Source organism: Streptomyces ureilyticus, assembly GCF_011045025.1.
GTDB lineage: Bacteria > Actinomycetota > Actinomycetes > Streptomycetales > Streptomycetaceae > Streptomyces > Streptomyces ureilyticus.
The window spans coordinates 1-25,085 of sequence record NZ_JAAKZX010000083.1 but is presented as its reverse complement, the minus strand read 5'-3'; the positions used below and the strand labels follow the sequence as shown (position 1 = coordinate 25,085).

General features: G+C 69.5%; 23 protein-coding genes. 12 read left to right on the top strand and 11 right to left on the bottom strand.

Annotated elements, in window-relative coordinates; genetic code table 11:
• Positions 1-142: 142 nt before the first annotated feature.
• From G6048_RS24495 to G6048_RS24475, 5 genes are all read left to right on the top strand, one after another.
• Positions 143-775: a nuclear transport factor 2 family protein gene (locus G6048_RS24495; protein ID WP_165341742.1), complete on the top strand. Its 633-nt coding sequence runs from the start codon at positions 143-145 to the stop codon at positions 773-775.
• On the top strand, positions 775-1,395 hold the full coding sequence (locus tag G6048_RS24490; protein ID WP_165341756.1) for a TetR/AcrR family transcriptional regulator: 621 nt from the start codon (positions 775-777) through the stop codon (positions 1,393-1,395). Before G6048_RS24495 ends, G6048_RS24490 begins: the two co-directional genes overlap by 1 nt.
• Positions 1,396-1,489: 94 nt before the next feature.
• Positions 1,490-3,745 (top strand): molybdopterin oxidoreductase family protein, encoded by a 2,256-nt coding sequence (locus tag G6048_RS24485; protein ID WP_328826851.1) that lies wholly within the window; start codon positions 1,490-1,492, stop codon positions 3,743-3,745.
• A 122-nt stretch (positions 3,746-3,867) separates the two neighbouring features.
• Positions 3,868-5,328 carry a CitMHS family transporter gene (locus tag G6048_RS24480; protein ID WP_165341740.1) on the top strand — a complete coding sequence of 487 codons (1,461 nt, stop codon included), beginning with the start codon at positions 3,868-3,870 and terminating at the stop codon, positions 5,326-5,328.
• Between the two features lie 33 nt (positions 5,329-5,361).
• Positions 5,362-6,669, top strand: a complete 1,308-nt coding sequence (locus G6048_RS24475; protein ID WP_165341739.1) for an MFS transporter — start codon at positions 5,362-5,364, stop codon at positions 6,667-6,669.
• Positions 6,670-6,715: 46 nt separating this feature from the next.
• Here G6048_RS24475 and soxR read toward each other — a convergent pair whose 3' ends face one another.
• Entirely contained in the window at positions 6,716-7,240 is a 525-nt protein-coding gene (soxR, locus tag G6048_RS24470) for a redox-sensitive transcriptional activator SoxR (RefSeq protein WP_165341738.1), read from the bottom strand.
• 131 nt (positions 7,241-7,371) lie between these two features.
• Here soxR and G6048_RS24465 point away from each other — a divergent pair, with 131 nt between their 5' ends.
• Positions 7,372-7,833 carry a MaoC family dehydratase gene (locus G6048_RS24465; RefSeq protein WP_165341737.1) on the top strand — a complete coding sequence of 154 codons (462 nt, stop codon included), beginning with the start codon at positions 7,372-7,374 and terminating at the stop codon, positions 7,831-7,833.
• Between the two features lie 76 nt (positions 7,834-7,909).
• On the opposite strand, the gene G6048_RS24460 is transcribed toward G6048_RS24465, so the two are convergent.
• Positions 7,910-8,536 (bottom strand): TetR/AcrR family transcriptional regulator, encoded by a 627-nt coding sequence (locus tag G6048_RS24460; RefSeq protein WP_165341736.1) that lies wholly within the window; start codon positions 8,534-8,536, stop codon positions 7,910-7,912.
• Positions 8,537-8,678: 142 nt separating this feature from the next.
• Complete coding sequence (locus G6048_RS24455; RefSeq protein WP_165341735.1) at positions 8,679-8,966, bottom strand: YiaA/YiaB family inner membrane protein; 288 nt, start codon at positions 8,964-8,966, stop codon at positions 8,679-8,681.
• A gap of 224 nt (positions 8,967-9,190) precedes the next feature.
• Here G6048_RS24455 and G6048_RS24450 point away from each other — a divergent pair, with 224 nt between their 5' ends.
• Positions 9,191-10,552, top strand: a complete 1,362-nt coding sequence (locus tag G6048_RS24450) for an MFS transporter (protein WP_165341734.1) — start codon at positions 9,191-9,193, stop codon at positions 10,550-10,552.
• On the opposite strand, the gene G6048_RS24445 is transcribed toward G6048_RS24450, so the two are convergent.
• The 3 genes from G6048_RS24445 to G6048_RS24435 all read right to left on the bottom strand — a co-directional run bounded on the left by G6048_RS24445 (position 10,541) and on the right by G6048_RS24435 (position 12,987).
• A complete protein-coding gene (locus tag G6048_RS24445; RefSeq protein ID WP_165341755.1) occupies positions 10,541-11,497 on the bottom strand; it encodes a DMT family transporter in 957 nt (318 codons plus the stop codon). The two genes, G6048_RS24450 and G6048_RS24445, sit on opposite strands and share 12 nt — an antisense overlap.
• Before the next feature lie 85 nt (positions 11,498-11,582).
• Positions 11,583-12,302, bottom strand: coding sequence for an ArsR/SmtB family transcription factor (locus G6048_RS24440; protein ID WP_408056161.1), 720 nt, complete (start codon positions 12,300-12,302; stop codon positions 11,583-11,585).
• Positions 12,303-12,345: 43 nt separating this feature from the next.
• The gene (locus G6048_RS24435; protein WP_165341732.1) at positions 12,346-12,987 is read right to left on the bottom strand and encodes a TetR/AcrR family transcriptional regulator; all 642 of its coding nucleotides are present in this window, start codon (positions 12,985-12,987) and stop codon (positions 12,346-12,348) included.
• A gap of 127 nt (positions 12,988-13,114) precedes the next feature.
• Between G6048_RS24435 and G6048_RS24430 the strand changes: the two genes are divergently transcribed.
• Positions 13,115-14,374: an exo-beta-N-acetylmuramidase NamZ family protein gene (locus G6048_RS24430; RefSeq protein ID WP_165341731.1), complete on the top strand. Its 1,260-nt coding sequence runs from the start codon at positions 13,115-13,117 to the stop codon at positions 14,372-14,374.
• Positions 14,375-14,475: 101 nt separating this feature from the next.
• On the opposite strand, the gene G6048_RS24425 is transcribed toward G6048_RS24430, so the two are convergent.
• Positions 14,476-17,343 (bottom strand): penicillin acylase family protein, encoded by a 2,868-nt coding sequence (locus tag G6048_RS24425; protein ID WP_165341730.1) that lies wholly within the window; start codon positions 17,341-17,343, stop codon positions 14,476-14,478.
• Positions 17,344-17,628: 285 nt separating this feature from the next.
• Here G6048_RS24425 and G6048_RS24420 point away from each other — a divergent pair, with 285 nt between their 5' ends.
• From G6048_RS24420 to G6048_RS24410, 3 genes are all read left to right on the top strand, one after another.
• Positions 17,629-18,231: a hypothetical protein gene (locus tag G6048_RS24420; RefSeq protein WP_165341729.1), complete on the top strand. Its 603-nt coding sequence runs from the start codon at positions 17,629-17,631 to the stop codon at positions 18,229-18,231.
• A 141-nt stretch (positions 18,232-18,372) separates the two neighbouring features.
• Positions 18,373-19,137, top strand: a complete 765-nt coding sequence (locus G6048_RS24415; protein ID WP_165341728.1) for an SDR family oxidoreductase — start codon at positions 18,373-18,375, stop codon at positions 19,135-19,137.
• 215 nt (positions 19,138-19,352) lie between these two features.
• Positions 19,353-19,946, top strand: a complete 594-nt coding sequence (locus G6048_RS24410) for a TetR/AcrR family transcriptional regulator (protein ID WP_165341754.1) — start codon at positions 19,353-19,355, stop codon at positions 19,944-19,946.
• Between the two features lie 5 nt (positions 19,947-19,951).
• On the opposite strand, the gene G6048_RS24405 is transcribed toward G6048_RS24410, so the two are convergent.
• From G6048_RS24405 to G6048_RS24390, 4 genes are all read right to left on the bottom strand, one after another.
• Entirely contained in the window at positions 19,952-21,166 is a 1,215-nt protein-coding gene (locus G6048_RS24405) for an acyl-CoA dehydrogenase family protein (RefSeq protein WP_165341727.1), read from the bottom strand.
• A 6-nt stretch (positions 21,167-21,172) separates the two neighbouring features.
• Positions 21,173-22,195 carry a phosphotransferase family protein gene (locus G6048_RS24400; RefSeq protein WP_165341726.1) on the bottom strand — a complete coding sequence of 341 codons (1,023 nt, stop codon included), beginning with the start codon at positions 22,193-22,195 and terminating at the stop codon, positions 21,173-21,175.
• A gap of 175 nt (positions 22,196-22,370) precedes the next feature.
• Positions 22,371-22,691, bottom strand: a complete 321-nt coding sequence (locus tag G6048_RS24395; RefSeq protein WP_165341725.1) for a DUF202 domain-containing protein — start codon at positions 22,689-22,691, stop codon at positions 22,371-22,373.
• Positions 22,692-22,698: 7 nt separating this feature from the next.
• A complete protein-coding gene (locus tag G6048_RS24390) occupies positions 22,699-23,091 on the bottom strand; it encodes a YidH family protein (RefSeq protein ID WP_165341724.1) in 393 nt (130 codons plus the stop codon).
• A 149-nt stretch (positions 23,092-23,240) separates the two neighbouring features.
• Between G6048_RS24390 and G6048_RS24385 the strand changes: the two genes are divergently transcribed.
• The gene (locus tag G6048_RS24385) at positions 23,241-24,896 is read left to right on the top strand and encodes an FAD-binding dehydrogenase (protein WP_165341723.1); all 1,656 of its coding nucleotides are present in this window, start codon (positions 23,241-23,243) and stop codon (positions 24,894-24,896) included.
• The last annotated feature ends 189 nt before the right edge of the window (positions 24,897-25,085 follow it).

The following is a 25,085-nucleotide window of genomic DNA, read 5'->3' as shown; positions in this document are numbered from 1 at the left end:
TTCCGTTCGCAAGACATGGGGAAGACCTACGCGCGACGTGGCCGGGAGGCGACCGGCGCGATCGCGCCAAGACCGCTGTAGTACCCGAGAACCAGACTTCAGGGGGATCCGCCTGTCAGACCGGTGGCTTAGTGTCCCCAACATGTCGTGGACGCGCGGATTCCTCGCCGCGTTCGCCGTCTGTGCCCTCCTCGGTGCCCTGTTCGCCGGAATCACGGGCTGCGATTCGGGCGGCCGCGCGGGCGAGGACAACGGGGCCGAGCCGTCGCCGGTGGGCAAGGTGCTGGAAGACACGGACGAAGAGGGGCGGAATTACCGTGAGGTCGACAAGAAGCGCGCACCCGACGTCGGGATAGAGGTGCTGCCCGACGCCCGCGACGGCTGGAATGTCCGCCTGACCGTCGACGACTTCCGCTTCTCACCGTCCGGCGGGAAGAAGGCGGCCGTTCAAGGGCGCGGCTACGCCCTCCTGCGAGTGGACGGCCGCCCCGTCGCCGAGCTCCGCGACCCCACCCACCACCTGCCCGGCAGCTCCGTCGCCCGCGGCACGCACAAGATCACCGTGCGCCTCCATGCCGACGACGACACCGTGTGGGCCGTCGACGGCGAACCTGTGGAGAGGACCGCGGACATCACCGTCTCCGATCCCGAGCCGTCGGCACCCACGACTTCTCCTGCCGCGACTTCTCCCACGCCGACACCGCAGGTGAGCGGGCGGGACCCGGGCCGGCGTACAGGGGGGCGAGGTTCCCCGGACCAAGCCGGAAAGGCATGATGTTGCCCGTGCCTCAAGCGACCTCGCTGCGCCGTGCGCCCGTCCAGCGCCGGAGCGCGGAACGACTGACCAGGATCCTCGACGCCTGCGCCGATCTCCTCGACGAGGTCGGCTACGACGCCCTGAGCACCCGAGCCGTCGCCGTGCGCGCCGGCGTCCCCATCGGCTCCGTGTACCGCTTCTTCGGCAACAAGCGCGCCATGGCCGACGCGCTGGCCCAGCGCAACCTCGACCGCTATGCCGAACGTGTCACGCACCGCCTCGAAGCGGCGGAGGAGGAGGGCGGCTGGCGGACGGCGATGGACGCCGTGCTCGACGAGTACCTCGCCATGAAGCGCACCGCGCCCGGCTTCGCCCTCGTCGACTTCGGCAACCAGATCCCCGTAGGCACCCGCGACGCCGAACCCAACACCCGCGTCTCCGACCGCCTGACCGACATGCTCTCCGCCTATCTCGGCCGCGAACCCGACGACGACCTCCGCCGTACCTTCCTGGTCGCCGTCGAGGCCGCCGACACCCTCGTCCAACTCGCCTTCCGCCTCAGTCCGTCGGGCGACGAGCGGATCATCGAGGAGACGCGGGAACTGCTGCGGTCGTACCTCGCGCGAGTGCTCGACTGAGCGCGACCCGCGGAAGGCCTCCCCACCGGGCATACCGCTCGGTATGCTCGACGGCAGTCAGCGTGCCGACGTCGCCACCCCACCCGGAGGACCCGTGTCCACCACCACCGACTCCCGCACCGCCCTGCGCATCTGCCCCCTGTGCGAAGCCACCTGCGGGCTGACGCTCACCATCGAGGGCACCCGGGTGACCGGCGCCCGCGGTGACCGCGCCGATGTGTTCAGCCAGGGGTTCATCTGCCCGAAGGGAGCCTCCTTCGGCGCCGTGGACGCGGACCCCGACCGGCTGCGCACTCCACTGGTGCGCAAGGACGGTGAGCTGCGCGAGGCCACCTGGGAGGAGGCGTTCGACGCGGTGGCGGCAGGACTGCGGCCGGTCGTCGAGACGTACGGACCGCACGCCCTCGGCGTCGTCCTCGGCAACCCGAACGTCCACACCATGGCCGGTGCCCTCTATCCGCCCGTACTGCTCGGCGCCCTCGGCACGCGCAGCCTCTTCACGGCCTCCACGGTCGACCAGATGCCCAAGCACGTCTCCAGCGGGCTGCTCTACGGCGACGCCCACGCGATCCCCGTACCCGACCTCGACCGCACCGACCACCTCCTCCTGATCGGCGCCAACCCCCTGGAATCCAACGGAAGCCTGTGCACCGCACCCGACTTCCCCGGCAAGCTCAGGGCCCTCAAGGCACGCGGTGGCACCCTCACGGTGATCGACCCGCGCCGCACCCGTACCGCCAAACTCGCCGACCGGCACGTCGCCATCCGCCCCGGCACCGATGCGCTGCTGCTCGCGGCCATGGCGTACGTCCTCTTCGAGGAGAAGCTCACCGACCTCGGTGAACTCGCCGAGCTGGTGCAGGGACTCGGCGAACTCTCCGATGCCGTACGGGACTTCACCCCGGAAGCCGTCGCCGAGGCGTGCGACGTGGACGCCGGTACGATCCGGGCGCTCGCCCGCGAACTGGCCGCCGCGCCCACCGCCGCCGTCTACGGCCGCATCGGCAGCTGCACGGTCCCGCACGGCACCCTGGCCAGCTGGCTCGTCGATGTGCTGAACATCCTCACCGGCAACCTCGACCGGGCCGGCGGCGCCCTCTTCCCGCAGGCCGCCACCGACAAGACGCCCCGTCCCGCCGGACCCGGCCGCGGATTCGCGCTCGGCCGCTGGCACAGCAGGGTCAGCCGCCACCCGGAAGCCAAGGGCGAACTGCCCATCGCGGCACTCGCCGAGGAGATCGACACCGCCACCACCGAGGGCGAACCCGTCCGCGCCCTCATCGCCATCGCCGCGAACCCCGTCCTGTCCGCGCCCGACGGCGACCGTCTCGACAAGGCCCTCGACTCGCTCGACTTCATGGTCAGCGTCGACCCGTACCTGAACGAGACCTCGCGCCACGCCCACGTCGTGCTGCCGCCGCCCCCGCCCTCGCAGAGCCCGCACCACGACTTCGCCTTCAACACGCTCGCCGTACGCAACCAGGTCCGCTACACCCGCGCCGCCGTCCCCCTCGAACCCGGCCGCATGGCCGAGACCGAGATCCTCGCCCGGCTCGTCCTCGCCGCGACCGGCATGCACGGCACAGAGCCCTCCGCCGTGGACGCCATGGTCATCGACCAGACCCTCGGCAAGGCCGTCAAGGAACCGCACTCCCCGGTGCACGGCCGCGACCCCCGCGAGCTCGCCGCCGCCCTCACCGGCGACAACGGCCCCGAGCGACGGCTCGACATGATGCTGCGCCTCGGCCCGTACGGCGACGGCTTCGGCGTACGACCGGAAGGGCTGAACCTGGACAAGCTGCTGGACCAGCCGCACGGCATCGACCTCGGCCCTCTCCAGCCGCGCCTGCCCCAGCCCCTCAAGACCCGCAGCGGACGCGTGGAACTTCTGCCGCAGCCGATCGCCGACGACCTGCCGCGCCTCAGGGACGCTCTGCGCCGGCGCCCCGACGGCCTCGTCCTCGTCGGCCGCCGCCACCTGCGCTCCAACAACAGCTGGATGCACAACATCCCCGCCCTGACCGGCGGCACCAATCGCTGCACCCTGCACCTCCACCCCGACGACGCCGCACGCCTCGGGATCGCGGACGGAGACTCCGTACGGATCAAGGGCGCCGGGGGAGAGGTGACGGCTCCGGCCGAGGTCACCGACGGCATCCGGCGCGGGGTGGTGAGCCTCCCGCACGGCTGGGGTCACGACCGGCCGGGCACCCGTATGCGTCACGCCGCCACCGAGCCCGGAGTCAACGTCAACCAGCTTCTCGACGGCTCGCTGCTCGACCCGCTGTCCGGCAATGCGGTCCTCAATGGCATACCCGTCGAGGTCGCGCCAACAGGGACAACGCCCTGACCAGGCTTTTTGCGCTTATTGCTCGCACGTCAACATCTTGTTAACGCTTGCACGAGCGCCCTAACGTCGCTCCAACCGCCGGCCCTGGTGGCTGTTCAAGGGCGAACGTTAGGTATCCACTCATGCTGACCATCCTCGGCTTCGCCATGATCGCGACCTTCCTGGTCCTGATCATGATGAAGAAGATGTCGCCGATCGCGGCGCTCGTACTGATCCCGGCACTCTTCTGTGTGTTCGTCGGAAAGGGTGCCCATCTCGGCGACTACGTCATCGAGGGAGTGGGCCAACTCGCGCCCACCGCCGCGATGCTGATGTTCGCCATCGTGTACTTCGGCGTCATGATCGACGTCGGGCTCTTCGACCCGATCGTGCGGGGCATCCTGAAGTTCTGCAAGGCCGACCCCCTGCGCATCGTCGTCGGTACGGCCCTGCTCGCCGCGATCGTCTCGCTCGACGGCGACGGCTCGACCACCTTCATGATCACGGTTTCGGCGATGTACCCGCTCTACAAGCGCCTCAAGATGAGCCTGGTCGTGATGACCGGCGTCGCCGCCACCGCCAACGGCGTCATGAACACCCTGCCCTGGGGCGGCCCCACCGCCCGCGCCGCCACCGCGCTCAAGCTCGACGCCGGCGACATCTTCGTCCCGATGATCCCGGCCCTCGCCGTCGGCCTGCTCTTCGTCATCTTCCTCTCCTACGTACTCGGCCGCCGCGAGCGCAAGCGGCTCGGGGTGCTGAGCCTGGACGAGGTCCTGGAGACGGAGAAGGACATCCGGGAGAAGGAGGAGCAGCCGGAGACCGAGACGGTGCTGGTCGGTGCCGGTGCCGGTTCCGCCGGCTCCGGTGACGCGAAGGGCCGTACGGGCAAGACCACCGGTGGCGTGGGCTCCGGAACGGACGCCTCCGAGGCCGCGGGCGACGACGAGGACGACGTACGACTCCAGGGCCTGGACCCCAACCGCCCGACGCTGCGCCCCAAGCTGTACTGGTTCAACGCGCTGCTCACGGTGACCCTGCTCACCGCCATGATCATGGAGTGGCTGCCGATCCCGGTCCTGTTCATCCTCGGCGCCGCGCTCGCGCTCACCGTCAACTTCCCGCACATGCCCGACCAGAAGGCCCGCCTCGGCGCCCACGCCGAGAACGTGCTCAACGTCTCCGGAATGGTCTTCGCCGCCGCCGTCTTCACCGGCGTCCTCCAGGGCACCGGCATGGTCGACTCCATGGCGAAGTGGCTCGTCGACGGCATCCCCGAGGGCATGGGCCCGCATATGGCGATCGTCACCGGCTTCCTGAGCCTGCCGCTCACGTACTTCATGTCGAACGACGGCTTCTACTTCGGCGTCCTGCCGGTGCTCGCCGAAGCCGGCGCCGCGCACGGGGTGTCACCGCTGGAGATCGCCCGCGCCTCGCTCGTCGGCCAGCCGCTGCACATGTCCAGCCCGCTGGTGCCCGCCGTATACGTCCTCGTGGGGATGGCGAAGGTGGAGTTCGGCGACCACACCAAGTTCGTGGTCAAGTGGGCTGCGCTGACTTCCCTCGTGGTACTCGGTGCGGGGATCCTGTTCGGAATCATCTGATCCCCTTCTGGCCCTCAACTCTTGGAGGACACCGTGAGGCCCGGTGGGAACCGCGGCTGGCTGCTACGCCTCGTCATCGCCTTCAGCTTCGCGCAGGGGGCGGTGTCGATGGCGCGGCCCGCCGTCTCCTACCGGGCCCTCGCGCTGGGCGCGGACGAGGCCGCCGTCGGCGTGATCGCGGGCGTGTACGCGCTGCTGCCGCTGTTCGTCGCCGTACCGCTGGGCCGCAGGACCGACCAGGGCCGGTGCGCGCCCCTGCTGCCCATCGGCGTCGTACTGATCGCCGGCGGCTGCGCCCTCAGCGGTGTCGCGAACTCCCTGCTCGCGATGGCGGCCTGGAGCGGAGTGATGGGCCTCGGTCACCTCTGCTTCGTGATCGGCGCCCAGTCGATCGTGGCCCGCCAGTCCGCCCCGCACGAACAGGACCGCAACTTCGGCCACTTCACCATCGGCGCCTCCCTCGGCCAGCTCGTCGGACCGATGGCTGCGGGCGCCCTGATCGGTGGCCCCGACATGGCGGGCACCAGCGCGCTGGCGCTGCTCGTCGCGGGCGCGGGAGCCGCCGTCGCGTTCACCTCGCTGTGGCGCATCGAGCACCGTACGACCGCCAAGTTCCGTACGCCCCAAGGGGAACGCGTCCCCGTCCACCGCATCCTGCGCACCCGTGGCGTACCGGCGGGCATCTTCATCAGCCTCGCCGTTCTCTCGGCCACGGACATCCTCACCGCGTACCTGCCGGTAGTTGGCGAGCACCGCGGCATCCCGCCGTCCGTCATCGGCCTGCTGCTGAGCCTGCGCGCGGCGGCGACGATCGCCTGCCGCCTGGTGATGACACCGATGCTGCGCCTGCTCGGCCGGGCCGCCTTGCTCACCTCGACCTGCCTGCTGGCAGCCGCCCTGTGCGCGGGCATCGCGGTGCCGGTCCCGGTCTGGGCGCTGGCCGTGATCCTCGCGGCACTCGGCTTCTGCCTGGGCGTCGGCCAGCCCCTCTCCATGACCACGGTCGTCCAGGCCGCCCCGTCCGACGCCCGCTCCACCGCCCTCGCTCTGCGCCTGACCGGCAACCGCCTCGGCCAGGTCGCGGCACCGGCCGCGGCGGGTCTGGTGGCGGGAGTCGCGGGCGTGGCGGCGCCGTTCGTGATGCTCGGAGCGCTGCTGGTGATCGCGTCGGGACTGGGGCTGCGACAGGGACGTACCACCGACAAGGACGCAGACGAAGACATGGACGCAGACGAAGACATGGACGCAGACGAAGACATGGACGCAGACGAAGACGAGGACGAACCGGGGGAGCGGGCGAAGCGTACGTCCTCGGCGCCACCGCAACGCGAGAGCCGCTGAGCCCCACTGGTCGGCGGGGCGGAACGGGCGGTGCCCGGAAGCTGCTTCAGCAGCTGCCCTCGGGCTCACAGGCCCGCTGTCGCTTCCCGACGGGCTTCTGCTTGGTCCCGGCGGTGCGACGCTCCACCATGAGCCGCGAACCGCTCTGCTTCTCGCCGAAGACATCGTCCGGGTTGGAGAGCACGCAGTTCTCCAGGGACAGGCAGCCGCAGCCGATGCAGTCCGTGAGATGGTCGCGCAGCCGGCTCAACTGCTTGATGCGCTCGTCCAGTTCGGAGCGCCAGGCCTCCGAGAGATGAGCCCAGTCCTCCCGCGTCGGCGTGCGCCCCTCGGGGAGCTCGGCGAGTGCGTCGCGGATCGTGGCCAGCGGGATGCCGACGCGCTGCGCGGCCCGTACGAAGGCGACGCGGCGCAGCGTGTCACGAGAGTAGCGGCGCTGGTTGCCCGCGGTGCGACGGCTGCTGATGAGGCCCTTGGACTCGTAGAAGTGAAGGGCGGACACGGCGGCGCCGCTGCGGGCCGACAGCTGTCCCACCGTGAGTTCGTGGATCTTCTCTGGAATCTTGGGCATCACTCGAAGCCTACCCAGTCGTCGGGGCCCCGGTCCGCACGCTTCCGGTCCGTTGACATGGGCTCCGTACCCGACGATGCTAAGCAGTCGCTTAGGGATGTATATCGGAGCAACGCGGGAGGCCAGGACACATGGCAGAGCCGAAGATCTTCACGTCCGCCGACGATCTGAAGGCGGCGGTGGGCGAGCAGCTGGGGTACAGCGACTGGCTGGAGATCGACCAGAAGCGGATCGACCTGTTCGCGGACGCGACCGGTGACCACCAGTGGATCCACGTCGATCCGGAGAAGGCTGCCGGCGGGCCGTTCGGTACGACCATCGCGCACGGCTATCTGACGCTGTCGCTGCTGCCCACGCTCGTCCCGCAGATCATGCGCGTCGAGGGCATGAAGATGGGCGTCAACTACGGCACCAACAAGGTGCGTTTCCCGGCCCCCGTACCGGTGGGCTCGCGCCTGCGCGCCACCGCGGTGCTCAAGGAGGTCACGGAGGCCGGCGGCGGAGTCCAGCTCACGGCCGCGGTGACCGTGGAACGCGAGGGCGGCGACAAGCCGGTGTGCGTGGCGGAGTCGGTATCGCGCTACTACTTCTAGCCACGTCAGCGCGTGCGCTCCGGACACCTCAGGGCGTACGAAGCTGCCGACGGCCGGAGACTCCCGGCAGTGGGAGCTACTTGCTCGCCCCCACCATCCGCAGCACGAGGTCGGCGTACAGCGCGCCGACCTCGTCCGGCGTCCGGGTGCCGTTCACGTTGAACCAGCGGGCGACGTCGATGCACAGCGAGAGCACGGCGAGCGTGGTGCCGCGCACGTCGGGCACATCGAACTCGCCGCTCGCGACGCCGTCCTCGATGATCCCGCGCACCTCGGCGTCGACCTGGCGGCGCAGCGCGATGATCTCGGCGCGGGCGGCCGGGCCGAGCGAGTCCAGTTCGTACTGCACGACCCGCGCGGTGGTGCGCGCCCCGGCGTGCCAGCGCACGAAGGAGCTCACCGCGTCCGCGAGCCGCTCGGTCGCGTTGCCCTCACCCCGGGCAGCCGTCCGCAGGACATCGAGGGCCCTCTCGTGGCCGATCCTGCTGATCCGGTGGAGCAGCTCTTCCTTGGTCTTGAAGTGGATGTAGAGCGCGGCCGGACTCATGCCCGCGCGGCCCGCGATGTCCCGGGTCGTCGTCGCGTGGTACCCGCGCTCGGCGAAGGCCTCCACCGCGGCGACGAGCAGCCGCCGTGCCGCGTCCGGGGTGACCTCGGCCCAGGGCGGCATCTCGCCGCCGGCCGTCTCCTTCGCCGTACTCATCGCTGTTCGCCCCTTCTCGGCTGTCAGTTCTGCGCTGACAGGACTCTCCACTGGCAGGACGAACCACCATACCTCGCCGCCTGAGCGAGCGCTTAGCCTGCGTGCTGCCCGCGCAGCGCACGGACCGGACGACCGGCGGTGGTCACAGCTTCTCGAAGGGGTCGTGCTCCGCGAGCAGCTTCTCCAGGCGGGCCTGGTCGACCCGGCTGACGATCTGCCCGGCCTCCTGCCGGTCCCGGATCACCTTGGCCAGCGTGAAGGCCGAGGTGACGAGGTAGAGGACGGCGATCGCCAGGAAGCCGCGCACCCATGCGTCGGCTTCGAGGCGGAGGATGCCGACGGCCGTCGCGGCCATGGCGACGGCGAACGAAGCGACCGCCTGGCCGTAGAAGGCCGCGGTGTTCTGCTGCTTGACAGGTGTCTCACTCATGCGGACAAGGATCGGCGGATGTGGCCGCGGCCACATCCGCCCGGATACTCAGCCCCATCTCAGCCGGATACTCAGAGGGCGGTAGTACCGCACTCCGAGAAGGCCCCTGCCTGAGCTCCGTGCGTGAGCTGCGCGAAAACCATACGCGCACGACCGTTGACCTACATACCGTCCGGTCAGTACGTTCCCCCGAACGTCCCCGCACCCACCGGAGTGTGCACGAAATGGACACCGCACCTTCCGCGCTCCCCGGCGCGACCACCAGCCCAGACACCAGACACCGCCGCAAGGTGGCGACCGCCGCCGCCCTAGCCTCCGCCGTCGAGTGGTACGACTACTTCGTCTTCGGGATCGCCGCGGCCCTCGTCCTCGGAGACCTGTACTTCCCCGCGGGCAGCCCCTCCGCAGGAGTCCTCGCCGCGTTCGCCACCTTCGCCGTGGGCTTCCTCGCCCGTCCGCTCGGCGGAGTCATCGCGGGCCACCTCGGCGACAAACGAGGCCGCAAGCCCATGCTGGTCCTGGCACTCACCCTGATGGGCGTGGCCACCACGGGCATCGGCCTCCTCCCCACGTACGCGACGATCGGCATCGCCGCCCCCATCCTCCTCGTCGTCCTGCGCGTCATGCAGGGCATCGCGGTCGGCGCGCAGTGGGGCGGCGCGATGCTCCTCGCCACGGAGTACGCCCCCGAGGGCAAGCGCGGCGTCTACGGCAGCGTCGTCCAACTCGGCGTCCCCATCGGCGTGGTGACCGCCAACTCCGTCTTCCTGCTCGCCGGTGCCTTCACCAGCGAGAGCGCGTTCGCGTCCTGGGGCTGGCGGGTGCCGTTCCTGATCGGGCTGTTCGTCCTCGGGCTCGCCTGGTACATCCACACCCGCGTCGAGGAGACCCCGGAGTTCCGCCAGGCCGAACGGGCCCTGTCCGAGAAGGAGAAGGGCGAGAAGAGCTCCCCGCTGCGCACGATCCTCCGCGACCACCTCGGCACGGTGCTGCTCGCGGGCGGCTCGTTCGCCGTGAACACCGCCACCTTCTACATCCTCATCACCGGCGTCCTCGACTACACCACCCGCGAACTCGACATGAAACGCAGCGCAGTCCTCACCGTCTCGCTCTGCGTCAGCCTCACCCAGCTCGTCCTGATCCCCGCCTCGGCCGCGCTCTCCGACCGCGTGGGCCGCATCCGGATCTACGGGTTCGGCGCGGCCGGGATCGCCCTGTGGGCCATACCGATGTTCCTGCTGATCGACACGGGCTCGCTGCTGTGGCTGGCCGTCGGCACCTTCGTCGCCAGTTGCTTCCTCAGCATCATGTACGGGCCCCAAGCCGCCCTGTTCGCCGAGCTGTTCACGCCCGAGATGCGCTACACGGGCGCCTCGCTCGGCTACCAGATCGCGGCCGTGTTCGGCGGCGGACTCGCACCCTTCGTGATGGTGCTCCTGCTGGAGGCCACGGACACGTCGATGTCGGTGTCCGCGTACATCATCGGGCTCTCCGTGATCGCGCTCGTGTCCATCAAGGTCCTTGCGGACAGGGCGCGTTCGGCCCCGGCCCCGGCCTCGGCCGAGTCAGAGGGCTCAGAGGGCTGAGTCCGGGGCCCGCTCGGGTCGCGGCTCCGGAACCGCTCCCGGGGCCACGACCCGAGCGGCCCGCGGCCGGGACCGCGACACGGCGACGCCCGCCAGACACACCAGCCCACCGACGAGAGTGATCCAGCCCGGCACCTCGTCGAGCGCCAGCCACGACATCAACACCACGAGGGCGGGCACAGCGTAGGTCGTCGCGCCCATCCGTCCGGCCGTCGTACGGGCCAGCGCGAAGGCCCAGGTCGTGAACGCGAGTGCGGTCGGGAAGACGCCGAGATACAGCATGTTGAGCGTCGCGGACAGCGGGGCGTCACCGGCCTCGGACACCAGCTGACCGGCGAACGGCAGACAGGCCACCGCCCCGATCACACAGCCGTACGTCGTCACCTGGAGCACCGAACCGTGCCGCAGAGCCGGCTTCTGGGCGACGACCCCGCCCGCGTACGCCACCGCCGCGAGCAGACAGAGCAGCACGCCGAGTACGGACGCGCTGCCCTCGCCGGACATCGACAGACCGACCACCGCAGCGCCCACGAACGACACCGCCATCCCCGCCAGCAGCCGGGGCGGCAGCCCCTCCTTGAGCAGCCACCCCGCGAGCAGGGCCATGATCAGCGGACCGACGTTCACCACCAGGGCGGCGGTGCCCGCGTCGACCTTCTGCTCACCCCAGTTGAGCACCACCATGTACAGCCCGAACCAGAGCAGCCCGGACACCACGATCCCCGGCCAGGCGGCCCGCGGCGGCAACCCCTCCCCGCGTACAAGACAGATGACCCCGAGCACCAGCGCCCCGGCCGCCAGCCGCCCGAGCGCCAACGCACCCGGCGAATACGCGGCACCCGCACTACGGATCGACACGAACGCGGACGCCCACAAGACAACGGTCACCGCGGCAGCACCGGCGGCCAGCAGGTCCATACGACGGGCGGACAGGGGAGGCTTCATCACGCTCCTGAGGCTAGGTGGGTAAGAGAGGAAAGGCTCGCGAATTTCGGACAGGACGCCGGGGCGCGGGGCGAACCTGGGGAAATCAGCGGAGCGTCGCGGGCTCGATTCCCAGCAGCTCCGCGAAGGCCCGCTCACCCTTGTCCGTGACCTTCACAGCCCGCGCCGAGCCGATCCGTACGCACCAGCCCGCGTCCAGCGCATGCCGGCACAGGGCGGCGCCCGCGAGGCCGGCGAGGTGCGGGCGGCGTTCGGTCCAGTCGAGGCAGGCCCGGGCGAGGGGCCGCCGACCGGTGCGTACGAGAGGAATGCCCTGCTCGTCGAACCAGCCCAGCCCCTCGTCCGTGAGCGCGAACCCCGCGTCCTGGCGCAGCAGCCGGAGCCCGGTCAGGGCATCGGTGATGGCGATGCCGAGACGCCCGGCGAGGTGGTCGTAACAGGTACGCCCGCGCGCCATCGCGGAACCGGTGCCGGCCTCCCGCAGACCGCGGGGCCGCTCGGTGCCCGGCGCGACGTGCGCGGCGAGTTCCTCCACGAGCTGGGCGACCCGCGCGTCGGCCAGCCGTACGTAACGGTGCCGCCCCTGCCGTTCCTCGGCGAGCAGTCCGCCCGCGACGAGCTTGCCGAGGTGTTCGCTCAGTGTGGAGGCGGCGACCCCGGCGTGCCGCGCCAGCTCTCCCGCGGTCCACGCCCGCCCGTCGAGCAGGGCGAGCAGACACGCGGCACGGGTCTCATCGGCGATCAGCCCGGCGAGCCGTGCCAGCCCCGGCGCCTGCGGTTCCCTCGTGGTCATGCCTCTCAGCATCGGGCACGGACACTTCGGCGCCCACCGAAGTGTCACCACAACGCTAAGCAGTCCTCCGCACCTGCTCGTACTGTCGCGTCAGCCCGTCCAGCAGCGCCATGAGCCCCGTTTCGAAGGCCCGCTCGTCGATCTTCTCCTGCTGCTCGGCGAGGAGATGGGCCTGTCCGAGGTGGGGGTAGTCGGCGGGGTCGTACGCACTCTCGTCGTCCACGAAGCCGCCGGCGAAGGAGCCGAGTGCGGAGCCCATGATGAAGTACCGCATCAGCGCACCGATGGACGTGGCCTGCGCGGGCGGCCACCCCGCCTCGACCATCGCCCCGAACACCGCGTCCGCCAGCCGGAGACCGGCCGGCCGACGGCCGGGACCGCGCGCGAGGACGGGCACGATGTTGGGGTGGTCGCGCAGGGCCGCCCGGTAGGAGACGGCCCAGTCGTGCAGCGCGGTCCGCCAGTCCCGCCCGTCCTCGAACATCGACAGATCGACCTGCGCGCTCACCGAGTCGGCAACCGCCTCCAGAATCTGATCCTTCGTACGGAAGTGGTTGTAGAGCGAGGGCCCACTCACCCCCAGTTCGGCCGCAAGCCGACGCGTGGAGACGGCGGCGAGCCCTTCCGCGTCGACGAGCACCCGCGCCGCCGCGACGATGCGGTCGGTACTGAGCAGGGGTGTACGGGGGCGGGCCATGGCGCACATCGTAGGGCGCGCCCCAGGCCCCATGCTTCCGGCGGGGCGCCTACCGGGAAGGTGGGTGCGACAAGCCGCGAAAACCCGGCATCTTTCCCGCAACCTGCGGGAGCAATACCGTCGCCCCATGCGCCTATCCAGACGAGCCCTACTCGCAGCGACAACGGCAGCAGCATCACTCACCCCGGCCTCTCAGGCCCAGGCATCCGCCGAGCAGACCTCCCCCGCCCAGCGCCGCAGGCACCTCCGCACAGGTTTCGAGACCCTCGCCGCCAACGCCTACGCCCAGCTCAGCGGCCGGCGCACCGGCATCGTCACCAACCCCACAGGCATCACCCGAGACGCCCGCCACATCGTCGACGTCATGCACGCCGACGACCGGGTGAACCTGACCGCCGTCTTCGGCCCCGAGCACGGCTTCCGCGGCACCGCCCAGGCAGGCGGCTCGGAAGGCCGGTACGACGACCCGGCCACCGGACTGCCCGTCTACGACACGTACTTGAAGAGCGGCCGCCCGCTGGCCGACATCTTCACGGCCTCCGGCGTCGACACCGTCCTCTTCGACATCCAGGACGTGGGCGCGCGCTTCTACACGTACATCTGGACGCTGTACGACTGCATGGAGGCGGCGGCACTCGCGGGCAAGCGTTTCGTGGTGCTCGACCGCCCGAACCCGGTGACCGGCCGCGCGGCCCAAGGGCCCGTACTGCACAAGGAGTTCGCGACGTTCGTCGGCCGGCAGCCGATCTCGCAGGCGCACGGCATGACGGTCGCGGAGCTGGCGCGGCTGTTCAACGGCGAGTTCCTGACCGACCCGGTGCCACTCGAGACGGTCCTGATGAGCGGTTGGAAGCGCTCGGAGCTCTACGACAGCTCCGGGCTGCCCTGGGTCCCGCCGAGCCCGAACATGCCGACACCCGACACGGCCCTGGTGTACTCCGGGACGTGTCTCTTCGAGGGCACGAATCTCTCGGAGGGGCGCGGCACGACCCGCCCGTTCGAACTGCTCGGCGCGGAGGGCATCGACCGGCGATGGGCCCTGGAAGCCAATCAACTCGGTCTGCCCGGTGTGCACTTCAGGGAGGCGTACTTCGCTCCCACGTTCTCCAAGTTCCAGGGCAAGACGGTCGGGGGCGTACAGATCCATGTCCACGACCGGGCGGCCTACGATCCCGTACGCACCGGAATCGCGCTCCTTGTCACCGCCAAGAAGGTCTGGAGCGGTTTCAGTTGGCGCCCCGACAACTGGATCGACAAGCTCACCGGCTCCACGCGCGTGCGCACGATGATCGACGCGGGGGCAGGCACCGACGAGATCGTGGCGGCCTGGCAGGACGAGCTGACGGCGTTCCGGCGCCTGCGCCGGAAGTACTTGCTGTATCGCTGACCTCACCGCACGGGGCGAACAGCGGCGGCGGGGGCGAGGAAACCCCCGCCCCCGCCGCCGGAGAGGACCGTTACGCCCCCGGAGGGACCCGTTCCCGATGCCTACCGATGCGCCGGGAACTCCACGACCTGCTGATACGTGGGCCGGTTCTGCCACTGGATCGGCCGGTGCTTGATGCCACCGACGGCCCGCTGGACGATGGCGTCCGAGCACCACTGGTCACCGGCCGAGCAGCTGTCGTCGCCCGGGTAGACCTCGTTGGCGGGCTTGGCCGCGGCCTGACCAAGACTCGTCAGCAGAGTCGTCCGGCACTTGTCGAGGTCGCCGTCGCCGCAGTACGTGCGGCCCAGCTTGCCCTTCACCGGCTCACCCAGGACTGTACGGAGGTCCTTGTCGACGTAGCCCCACCAGCCGTACTGGAAGGCCGAGCCCGCGTGCGAGCCGGTCGGACCGTGGCCCGCGGACGGTGACTCGTCGACCGTGAGCTGCGTGGTCAGCGCGTCATACAGCCCCTGCCCGAGCCCCGGCTTGAACTGGGCCTCGACGAGCTGCGCCCACCACGCGTCCATGACCCGGATCGCGTCCGAGTGCGCGTACTTCTTGGAGTTCGCGGACGTCTGGTTGCGCTGAGCACCCGCCTTCAGCCAGGCCTCCAGCTGGTCGACCGCCTTGGCCTGGGCCGGATCAGTGATCGGCTTGCTGCGCAGGACCTTGAGGAGTTCCGGCAGCACCTGCTCGCCGCGCAGGTCGGCGACCGCGGCCTCAGCCATCGCCTTGGTCAGGGACGCCCTGGTGACACCCCCCTTGTCGACGAGTTTCTTCACCCGGTCGTCGAGGAGATCACCACGATGGACCGCGCCCATGCTCATGTTGGCGGCGCTGAAGTCCTTGACCTGCTTGTTGTTCCAGGAGATGTAGTAGTCCTGGTTGAGCGACTGCGGATGCTCGGCCGGCGGCGCGAGCGCGGCGGTGTTGTGCTCCGGGTCGAAGTCCCGCCACTCGTACGCCTTCCCCGCCTTCACCGGGAAGGACCCGTCGACGTCCTTCGCGCGCACCGGGTGACTGCCGCTCATGTAGTAGGCGGTGTCACGGGAGTCCGCGTAGAACCAGTTGAATGCGTACGAGATGTTCTCTGCCGCCTTCTGGAAGGACTTCGCGTCCTTCACATACGAGGGGTCGTTCATCATCTGGAAACCGATGATGGAGTCGGCCTCGTGACGGTACGTGGAGCGCAGCGTGGTGTACGCGTGGGGCTTGCCGTCGATCGTCGCGCGGTGCGTGACGATGCCGTAGTTCGTTCTGAAGACCTGCATCCGGTAGGAGCCCGCGGCCGTGTCGTCGGCGACCGACGGCTTCCAGGCGTTGGTCTTCTCCATCTTCTCCATGGGCGTGCAGACACCGCGGTAGAGGTACGACGTGGACTGCTTGGTCGGGGTGCCGCCGCCCGGCTCGCACAGCTCAAGCGCGTACGAGTCGGTGATGTCCTGATGTGACGAGGTGGCCGACCAGGAGTAGTCCTGGCCGCGACCGAGCTGTACGTACATGCCGACGCCCGCGAAGGAGACGCCGCGTGCGCTGATGCCGGGGCCCTGGAGCTCCTGCATCATCAGCAACTGCGGGGCGAAATAGCCGGTCTGCGGACCGAAGACAGCGATTGGATTGCCGCTGTCCGTGTGCTTGCCGGAGACCACCAGGGCGTTGGACATGCCTTTCTTGGTCGCGCCGCCGCTGAAGAGGTCCTCAGGGAGCACACCTTCGTTGAAGGCTCCCTTCAGGGGCTTCAGTTTGCTCGGCGTCTTCACTGAAGACGTGGTCTTCTGCGCGCCCGGCCGGGCGGCGCCCGTGCGGTCGTGGATCAGCTGCTCCTTCTCGACGGAACCCGGATCGGGCAGGGCGACGCCCTTCGGGTTCGCGGGCTTCTTCCCGTAAGGGAAGCTGCTGCCGTCGTGGAGGGTCAGTACGGCCTCGGGGTCGTTGCGTCCGCGGAACGACTCCCAGACCTTGGAGCCTTCCTCGATGCCGTACTTCTGCTGGGCCTCGAGGAGGGAGATCGCGGACTCGACCTCTCCGCCGCCGCCGGTGCCGAAGAGGGCGCCCACGACGGAGGCCAGCGCGATCATGTCGGTCACCTTGAAGGGCTCGATCTCGCCCACGTTGGTGATCGAGTCGATCTTGCCGGTGAGGACGTACTCGCCGGGGAAGTAGCGGCCGTTCTTCGCTGCCACCCGGTAGGCGTTGAGGCCGTCGACATAGGCCTTCGCGTCCTCCATGGCCTGCTTGCCGCGCTCACCGGAGTTGTTGAGCAGCCAGTCGACCTGCTTCTCGAAGTCGGCCTCCGTGTAGGGGGCCTCCGGCCAGAACTGCTGCTCCAGGCCCTGGTTGGACTCCGCGCCACCCGCGAACGGGGTCAACTCGCCGCGCCCGATGTGCCGGAAGAGGTCGATGAGCCACATCCGGTCCTGGCCGGCCGCGTATCCCGCGCCGAACTCGGTGCCGTAGCGCGTGGTGCCCTCGATGTGGGGGATGCCGTACTTCTTGTCGCGCGTGATCGTCACGTCGTCACGGGGCTTGGTGACGGCGGCGACCTGGTCGGAGGGAACTCCGAAGGAAGCGTCGGCGTAGAAATTCTTGAGGGTGTCGTTGGTCAGTGACGGGTACCCGGACGACAGCGCGTCGTACGGGCCGAGTTGATCGTCCGCGTGCGGCGGCTGCGAACCGAACAGCTGATTGCCGAGGATCTCGGCGAGCGTGGCACTGCCGTTGGTACCCGGCGGCAGGATGTCCGCGCACTGCCCCTCGCAGTAGTCCGTCGCCTCCGCCTTCGGCTCCGGGTCGGCGGCTGCCGACTGTTGGAGCGGTGCCAGCAGGCCGGCAGTGAGAACGAACACTGATGCGGCCTTCAGGAACCCCGTGATTCTGCGGGGAGTTCTCAGGCCGTGGGGGGTGGTGCGTGGGGTGCGCCGTCGCATTAGTGCTCCTCCCGACGTTGATGAGGCTGGACGTTACCGCCGGTAGCCCAGAAGTTGAAGATGAGCAGTAGTCACCTTTTTGCATCGCAGCGAGGGGCGGCTGGCGCGACATTGGCTGAAAGGAGGGAGGTGTGCGGCTGAAATGCCGTTCCTCGGAGGGTTGATAGCGGTCATCGGAAATCGGATGGAGCCGAATCGGCAGTCGATACGTCTATTCGGCAACGTTCGTACGACGACGCCGAAGTGACCGAAGTTCAGGTGCAGGTGTGACGGAGGTGCAGGGCGATGGCCGGTTTCCGGAGTCTGGCGAGACAGGTGCGCGATCCGAGGTGCGATCTGGCGCTGCGGCGCTATTCACTGCGCAAGTGCCTTGAAAGGTTTGCCCCTTACGGGCATCGGGCCACCTGGGACCATTTGTCCTCCCGGGCCGGGTTCGGTCCCGAAGACCGCTCCCCCGATCCGGCCCGGCTGGTGGCCGCGCTCGACGAACTCGAAGAAGCCCGCTCGGTGTGGCTCGCCTACGAAGACGCGTTCGCCGAGCGCCGCAGGAAGGAGAAGCACGACGGGCTGCGCAGGCCGGGCAGTGTCGACGACTGGCACCGGCTGACGTGGGGCGGTTGCGGCGTCGCATGGTGCGACGACCCCCGGGTCCACCCCCATGAGCCCCTGGCGGAAGTCCTCCGCCGGCTCATCGCGGCCCTGGAACGCGAGCCCGGCGCGGTCTGCCCGGTGTGCTCGGGTGACCGCCTCATCTGGAAGTACGACCTGGCCCATGAGCCGTCCTCGGGCCCGGTCTGCACGGACTGCGGAATAGTGGTTCCGCGTCCCGTTCTGACGCCCGAGGCCCTGGCGGAGTCCAGGCGGGGGCGGTTGTTGGTCTCGGTGTAGGCATGACGGGGGTGCGCCGCCGTGGAGAGCACCCCCGCGCAAGTGAACCCTCGGGTGATCCCTTCCCTCGCTACATACCGACCGGTTAGTCTGGCTTCAGTGGAGCCGATTCTCGTCGCGTCATGGTGAGGGAGACCGAGGGTGGAAGCCTTTCAGGATGCCGGAGTGGTCGTCACCGGGGCGGGGGGCGGTATCGGGGCCGCGTTGGCTCGGCGGTTCGCTGCTCGAGGGGCTCGGGTCGTCGTCAATGATCTGGACGGTGTGAGGGCCCGGGCCGTTGCCGAGGAGATCGGTGGCACCGCGGTGCCGGGCGATGCCTCCGCGATCGTGGCCGAGGCCCGGGACGTGCTCGGCGGCACGGTCGACGTCTACTGCGCCAACGCGGGGCTCGCTTCCGCGGGTACGGAAGCTGCCGATGAGAAGGTCTGGGCTTCGGCCTGGGATGTGAACGTGATGGCGCACGTGCGTGCGGCGCATGAGCTGATTCCCGGGTGGCTGGAGCGGGGCAGTGGCCGGTTTGTTTCGACGGTCTCGGCTGCCGGGCTGCTCACGATGGTCGGTGCCGCGCCCTACAGCGTCACCAAGCACGGTGCGTACGCCTTCGCCGAGTGGCTGTCGCTCACGTACCGGCATCGTGGTCTCAAAGTGCACGCGATCTGCCCTCAGGGCGTACGGACGGACATGCTGGCCGCCACGGGCAGCGCGGGCGATCTTGTGCTCCAGCCGACCGCCATCGAGCCGGAAGCGGTTGCGGACGCGCTCTTCGCGGGCATCGAGGAGGACCGCTTCCTGATCCTGCCGCACCCCGAGGTTGCCGGGTACTACCAGGCGCGGGCCGCAGACCCGGATCGCTGGCTGACGAGTATGAACCACATTCAGCAGAAATGGGAGGCCGACGGGGGGTGACGACTCACCAGTACGCGGTCAAGTCGGACCCCGACGCATTCGTTTCATAGCGGAGAGAGAGACTGTCCACGTACAGCACCCTCGCCAGGTCGTGGACCTGCCCTGCTTGCCGGAAACGGGCAGTGGGAAGATCCTCCGGCGGGAGCTGCTCACGCGCAACGTCAGTGCGAGCAGCACGGAAAACGGTTGTGACCTTCGAAAGGCAGGTGGCGGCGGTGCCCAAGACGATGGAAGGGGACGGTACGCCCGTCCCGAGGCGGCTGCTGGCGGCCGCCACCAGACTCTTCGCCGAGCAGGGGTACGACCGCACCTCGGTGCAGGAGATCGTCGAGGCGGCGGGCGTCACCAAAGGCGCGCTGTACCACTACTTCGGCTCAAAGGACGATCTGCTGCACGAGGTGTACGCGCGCGTGCTGCGCCTGCAGCAGGAGCGCCTTGACGCCTTCGCGGGGGCCGACGCACCCGTCGAGGAGCGGCTGCGGGGGGCCGCTGCGGACGTGGTCGTCACCACGATCGAGAACCTCGACGACGCGGCGATCTTCTGGCGTTCCATGCACCACCTCAGCCCCGAGAAGAACAAGCAGGTACGCGCCGAGCGCCGCAGCTACCACGAACGTTTCCGCGCCCTGATCGAGGAAGGCCAGGAATCGGGTGTCTTCTCCAAGGCGACGCCCGCCGACCTGGTGGTGGACTACCACTTCGGCTCCGTCCACCACCTGCCGACGTGGTACAGCCCCGACGGCCCGCTGAGCCCGCAGCAGGTGGCCGACCATCTCGCCGACCTGCTGCTGCGGGCTCTGCGCCCCTGAGGGAACTACAGATACTGCTTGATCTCCCGGCGCGCCAGTGACCGCTGGTGCACCTCGTCCGGACCGTCGGCGAGCATCAACGTGCGGGCGCTCGCCCACAGTTCGGCCAGCGGGAAGTCCTGGCTGACGCCGCCCGCGCCGTGCAGCTGCACGGCCTTGTCGAGGATGTCGACGACCGTCCGCGGAGTCGCGATCTTGATCGCCTGGATCTCGGTGTGCGCACCGCGATTCCCGACGGTGTCCATCATCCAGGCCGTCTTCAGGACCAGCAGCCGCAGCTGCTCGACGGCCACGCGCGCGTCCGCGATCCAGTTCTGTACGACGCCCTGCTGAGCGAGCGGCTTGCCGAAGGCGGTGCGTGAGACCGCCCGCCGGCACATCAGCTCGATGGCCCGTTCCGCCATGCCGATCAGCCGCATGCAGTGGTGGATACGACCCGGCCCGAGCCTCGCCTGCGCGATGGCGAAACCGCCGCCCTCCTCGCCGATCAGATTGCTCACGGGAACCCGCACCTGGTCGAAGACGACCTCCGCGTGCCCGCCGTGGGAGTGGTCCTCGTAGCCGTACACCTGCATCGCCCGACGGATCTCGACGCCCGGGGTGTCGCGGGGCACAAGCACCATGGACTGCTGACGGCGGATGTCGGCCCCGTCCGGGTCCGTCTTGCCCATCACGATGAAGATCCCGCAGTCGGGGTTCATCGCCCCGGAGATGTACCACTTGCGACCGGTGATGACGTACTCGTCGCCTTCGCGCTCGATCCGCGTGGTGATGTTCGTGGCGTCGGAGGAGGCCACCTCGGGTTCCGTCATCGCGAACGCCGAACGGATCTCACCGGCCAGCAGCGGCTGAAGCCACTGCTTCTTCTGCTGCTCGTCGCCGAACTGCGCGAGCACCTCCATGTTGCCGGTGTCGGGCGCCGCGCAGTTCGTCGCGGTCGGCGCCAACTGAGGGGAACGGCCGGTGATTTCGGCGAGCGGTGCGTACTGGAGGTTCGTCAGCCCGGCTCCGTACTCGGTGTCCGGCAGGAACAGATTCCACAGCCCCTGCTGCCGCGCCTCGGCCTTCAACTCCTCTACGACCGCCGGGGTGTCCCACGGCGAGGCGAGCTCGGCCCGCTGCTCATGGGCGACTGTCTCGGCGGGATAGACGTACTCGTCCATGAAGGCGAGGAGTTTGGCGCGCAGCTCCTCGGTGCGCGCGTCGAAAGCGAAGTCCATGGCTGATCAGCCTTCCTGAAGTGTGGTCAGGCCGTTCTCGACGAACACGGGCACCAGCTCGCCGATGCGGTCGAAGCCCGCGCCGACCGTCTGGCCGAGCGTGTAGCGGTAGTGGATGCCTTCGAGGATCACGGCGAGCTTGAACCAGGCGAACGCCGTGTACCAGGAGACGGCGGAGACATCGCGCCCCGAGCGCGCGGCGTACCGCTCGATCAGTTCGGCCGGCTCCGGATGCCCGGCGGCTTCGGCGGTCGTGGACACCGGAGAGTCGGGCGCGCCGAGCGGTTTGCTGTACATCACCAGCAGCCCGAGGTCCGTGAGCGGGTCGCCGAGCGTCGACATCTCCCAGTCGAGGATGGCGTTGATCCGGTCGCCTTCCCCGATCAGTACGTTGTCGAGGCGGTAGTCGCCGTGCACGACCGTGGCCGTAGGGGAATCCGGGAGCTCGCGCCCGAGCGCGGCGTGCAGTTCGTCGATACCGGCCAGCTCCCGATTGCGGGAGGCGTCCAACTGCTTGCCCCAGCGCCGCAGTTGCCGGTCCAGGAAACCCTCAGGGCGGCCGAAGTCCGCGAGTCCCACCTCGGCGGGGTCCACCGCATGCAGTTCGACCAGTGTGTCGACGAGGCTCAGCACCGCGTCGCGGGTGCGCTCCGGACCGAGCGGGGCGAGCTGCTCGGCCGTCCGGTACGGCGTGCCCTCCACGAGGTCCATGACGTAGAACGGCGCGCCCAGCACCTCCTTGTCCTCGCACAGCAGCACCGGACGCGGCACCGGCACGGCCGTCGGGTGCAGCGCGCTGATCACCCGGTGCTCGCGCTTCATGTCGTGCGCGGTGGCCAGCACATGGCCCAGCGGAGGCCGCCGGACGACCCACTTCGCGTTGCCGTCCGTCACGGCGTACGTGAGGTTCGACCGCCCGCCCTCGATCAGCCGGCCCGTCAGCGGGCCCTGCACCAGACCGGGCCGCTCGGCGTCGAGCAGGCCGCGCAGTCGGTCGAGATCGAGACCTGGCGGGTGGTCTGGGCTCATCGTGTTCCTCCGTACGCCGGTGTATGGGGTTCTCATCATGATGCCGACCGGTCGGTATGTCGTCCAGTACGGCGGCGAAACGTGATCGGTCTCTCGTGGTTCTCGAACGCGCGGGGTCTGCTGTTGGCTACCCGGCCTGGGCAAATGTACGCGAGCGGGTCCGCTCCCCGGGTGGTCACAGGACCAGCGCCGCCGCGCACCCGGCCAGGGCCACGATGCACAGGGCGGCGGCGGTCGCGTGCTTCGGGCTGAGCGCCGCGGGGCCGTTCCGCTCGGTCGTCGCCAGGGTGCTGATGCGGTGATGGGCGACGGTGAGGAAGCCCAGCCAGAGTGCCGCGCACAGGGCGCAGGCGAGGACCCTTGCGGCCGTCGGGCCGTTGTGCAGCGCGCTCCTGGCGGCCAGTACGGCGACGACGGTGCCGGCGAGGGTCGTACGGCGCCATGCCAGCCGCGTACGTTCCGGCTGCAGGCCGGGGTCCCGGTCAGGTGTGGTCACGTCGCTGTCAGCCTTCCCAGCCGAAGAGCACGACCGCGACCATCGCGACGGCGACGATCGCGATCACGATGCTCAGCAGGGCGGGGAAGCGGGACACGGGCAGGTCCTCGCCCCTGCGCATCGCGCGCTCGCAGCGCACCCAGTGGTTCACCGCGCGCAACGAGCACAGCACGCCTGCCGCCAGCAGTCCGAGCGCCAGGCCTACGCGCCAGCCCCACCGCAGATCCGGCAGAAACTGATCCACCGCGAAGCCGCCGCCGATCAGGGCGAGGGCGGTGCGCAGCCAGGCCAGGAACGTGCGCTCGTTGGCGAGCGAGAACCGGTAGTCCGGCGTGCCGCCGTCCTCCCGGATCCGCTCCGGGGCGAACCACAGGCGGACGTTCCGCACGAATTCGATCACACCTGGACCCTATGCCTCCGGCGTTGGGGTGGCGCCTACGGGGGTCAAGCGAACCCAACCGCTCAACCGCCGGAGGCAACAGGTTGACGGAGTCACATCGCTTGGCCAAGGATCTGACCGATCAGTAACCAGCCGAGGAGGGCCTGCTCATGGCATACGACGCAGATGTGATCGTGATCGGGGCGGGCCTCGCGGGGCTGGCGGCGACCGCGGAGCTCGTCGACGCGGGCCGCAAGGTGATCCTCCTCGACCAGGAACCGGAGCAGTCGATCGGCGGCCAGGCGCACTGGTCGTTCGGCGGACTGTTCTTCGTGAACTCGCCCGAACAGCGCCGTATGCGGATCAAGGACAGCCACGCGCTGGCGCTCCAGGACTGGATGGGCACCGCCGCCTTCGACCGCGACGAGGACCACTGGCCACGGAAGTGGGCCGAGGCCTACGTCGACTTCGCGGCGACCGAGAAGCGGTCCTGGCTGCATGGCCAGGGCGTCCGGTTCTTCCCGGTGGTCGGCTGGGCCGAACGCGGCGGCTACGACGCGAACGGGCACGGCAACTCCGTACCGCGCTTCCACATCACGTGGGGGACCGGGCCGGGGCTCGTCGAGCCCTTTGAGCGGCGGGTGAGAGCCGGCGTCGCGCGGGGGCTCGTCCAGCTCAAGTTCCGGCACCGCGTCACCGGACTTTCGCGCAGCGCGGGCTCCGTGGACACGGTCACCGGCGAGATCCTGGAGCCCTCGGACATCGAGCGGGGCCAGGAGAGCAGCCGCACCGTCACCGGAGCCTTCGAGCTGCGCGCCCAGGCGGTGATCGTCACCTCGGGCGGTATCGGCGGCAACCACGATCTCGTACGTGCCAACTGGCCTCAGAGCCTTGGCAGTCCGCCGGAGCGGATGATCTCCGGCGTGCCCGCGCACGTCGACGGCAAGATGCTCGCCATCGCGGAGGACGCGGGCGCGCGCCTCATCAACCGCGACCGCATGTGGCACTACACCGAGGGCATCCAGAACTGGAACCCCATCTGGGACAACCACGGCATCCGCATCCTGCCCGGACCGTCGTCGCTGTGGCTGGACGCGCGCGGCAAGCGGCTGCCCGTGCCGCTCTTCCCCGGCTTCGACACGCTCGGCACGCTGGAGCACATCATGAAGACCGGGTACGACTACACGTGGTTCGTGCTCAACCAGCGGATCATCGGCAAGGAGTTCGCGCTCTCGGGTTCGGAGCAGAACCCCGATCTGACCGGCAAGTCCGTCAGGGACGTCTTCGTACGGGCGCGGGCGGACGTGCCCGGCCCGGTGAAGGCCTTCATGGACAACGGAGTCGACTTCGTCGTCGAGAAGGACCTGAGGGCACTCGTCCGCGGCATGAACGCGCTCACGAAGGAGCCGCTCATCGACGAGGCCGTCCTGGGCCGCGAGATCACCGCGCGCGACCGGGAGATCGCGAACCCGTTCACCAAGGACCTCCAGGTCACGGCGATGCGCGGAGCACGGAAGTTCCTCGGGGACAAGCTGATCCGTACGGCCGCACCGCACCGCATCCTCGATCCCAAGGCCGGCCCGCTGATCGCCGTGCGCCTCAACATCCTCACCCGCAAGACCCTCGGCGGCCTGGAGACGGACCTTTCCTCGCGCGTGCTGACGGAGGGCGGGGATCCGCTGCCCGGCGTGTACGCGGCGGGGGAGGCGGCCGGATTCGGCGGCGGGGGAGTGCACGGATACCGTTCCCTGGAGGGCACGTTCCTCGGCGGCTGTCTGTTCTCGGGCCGGACGGCGGGCCGCGCGGCGGCGAAGGCGGTGAGCTGAGGGGCGAGTTGAGGGGGAAAGGCGAGGGCTGGGGCCCAACTCCCGGCCCTCGTTGACCACTTCCGGACGTGTACAGACACAAATAAGCCATTTGTAAGGCTTGACGTGAGCCTTGGGTGGAGGTTGGCTGTGCGTGATCAGTCGCGCATGTGACCGCCGTGTGAGGAAGTCGAGCGGTGTCCCCACCCC

What these genes read in the sequence shown, in the direction of transcription:
- G6048_RS24480 (WP_165341740.1), top strand. Translation starts at nt 3,868, where the DNA reads ATGCTGACCATCCTCGGCTTCGCCATGATCGCGACCTTCCTGGTCCTG.
- G6048_RS24430 (WP_165341731.1), top strand. Translation starts at nt 13,115, where the DNA reads ATGCGCCTATCCAGACGAGCCCTACTCGCAGCGACAACGGCAGCAGCA.
- G6048_RS24450 (WP_165341734.1), top strand. Translation starts at nt 9,191, where the DNA reads ATGGACACCGCACCTTCCGCGCTCCCCGGCGCGACCACCAGCCCAGAC.
- G6048_RS24400 (WP_165341726.1), bottom strand. Translation starts at nt 22,195, where the DNA reads ATGAGCCCAGACCACCCGCCAGGTCTCGATCTCGACCGACTGCGCGGC.
- G6048_RS24435 (WP_165341732.1), bottom strand. Translation starts at nt 12,987, where the DNA reads ATGGCCCGCCCCCGTACACCCCTGCTCAGTACCGACCGCATCGTCGCG.
- soxR (WP_165341738.1), bottom strand. Translation starts at nt 7,240, where the DNA reads ATGCCCAAGATTCCAGAGAAGATCCACGAACTCACGGTGGGACAGCTG.
- G6048_RS24490 (WP_165341756.1), top strand. Translation starts at nt 775, where the DNA reads ATGTTGCCCGTGCCTCAAGCGACCTCGCTGCGCCGTGCGCCCGTCCAG.
- G6048_RS24425 (WP_165341730.1), bottom strand. Translation starts at nt 17,343, where the DNA reads ATGCGACGGCGCACCCCACGCACCACCCCCCACGGCCTGAGAACTCCC.
- G6048_RS24440 (WP_408056161.1), bottom strand. Translation starts at nt 12,302, where the DNA reads ATGCTGAGAGGCATGACCACGAGGGAACCGCAGGCGCCGGGGCTGGCA.
- G6048_RS24385 (WP_165341723.1), top strand. Translation starts at nt 23,241, where the DNA reads ATGGCATACGACGCAGATGTGATCGTGATCGGGGCGGGCCTCGCGGGG.
- G6048_RS24465 (WP_165341737.1), top strand. Translation starts at nt 7,372, where the DNA reads ATGGCAGAGCCGAAGATCTTCACGTCCGCCGACGATCTGAAGGCGGCG.
- G6048_RS24495 (WP_165341742.1), top strand. Translation starts at nt 143, where the DNA reads ATGTCGTGGACGCGCGGATTCCTCGCCGCGTTCGCCGTCTGTGCCCTC.
- G6048_RS24420 (WP_165341729.1), top strand. Translation starts at nt 17,629, where the DNA reads ATGGCCGGTTTCCGGAGTCTGGCGAGACAGGTGCGCGATCCGAGGTGC.
- G6048_RS24460 (WP_165341736.1), bottom strand. Translation starts at nt 8,536, where the DNA reads ATGAGTACGGCGAAGGAGACGGCCGGCGGCGAGATGCCGCCCTGGGCC.
- G6048_RS24455 (WP_165341735.1), bottom strand. Translation starts at nt 8,966, where the DNA reads ATGAGTGAGACACCTGTCAAGCAGCAGAACACCGCGGCCTTCTACGGC.
- G6048_RS24445 (WP_165341755.1), bottom strand. Translation starts at nt 11,497, where the DNA reads ATGAAGCCTCCCCTGTCCGCCCGTCGTATGGACCTGCTGGCCGCCGGT.
- G6048_RS24405 (WP_165341727.1), bottom strand. Translation starts at nt 21,166, where the DNA reads ATGGACTTCGCTTTCGACGCGCGCACCGAGGAGCTGCGCGCCAAACTC.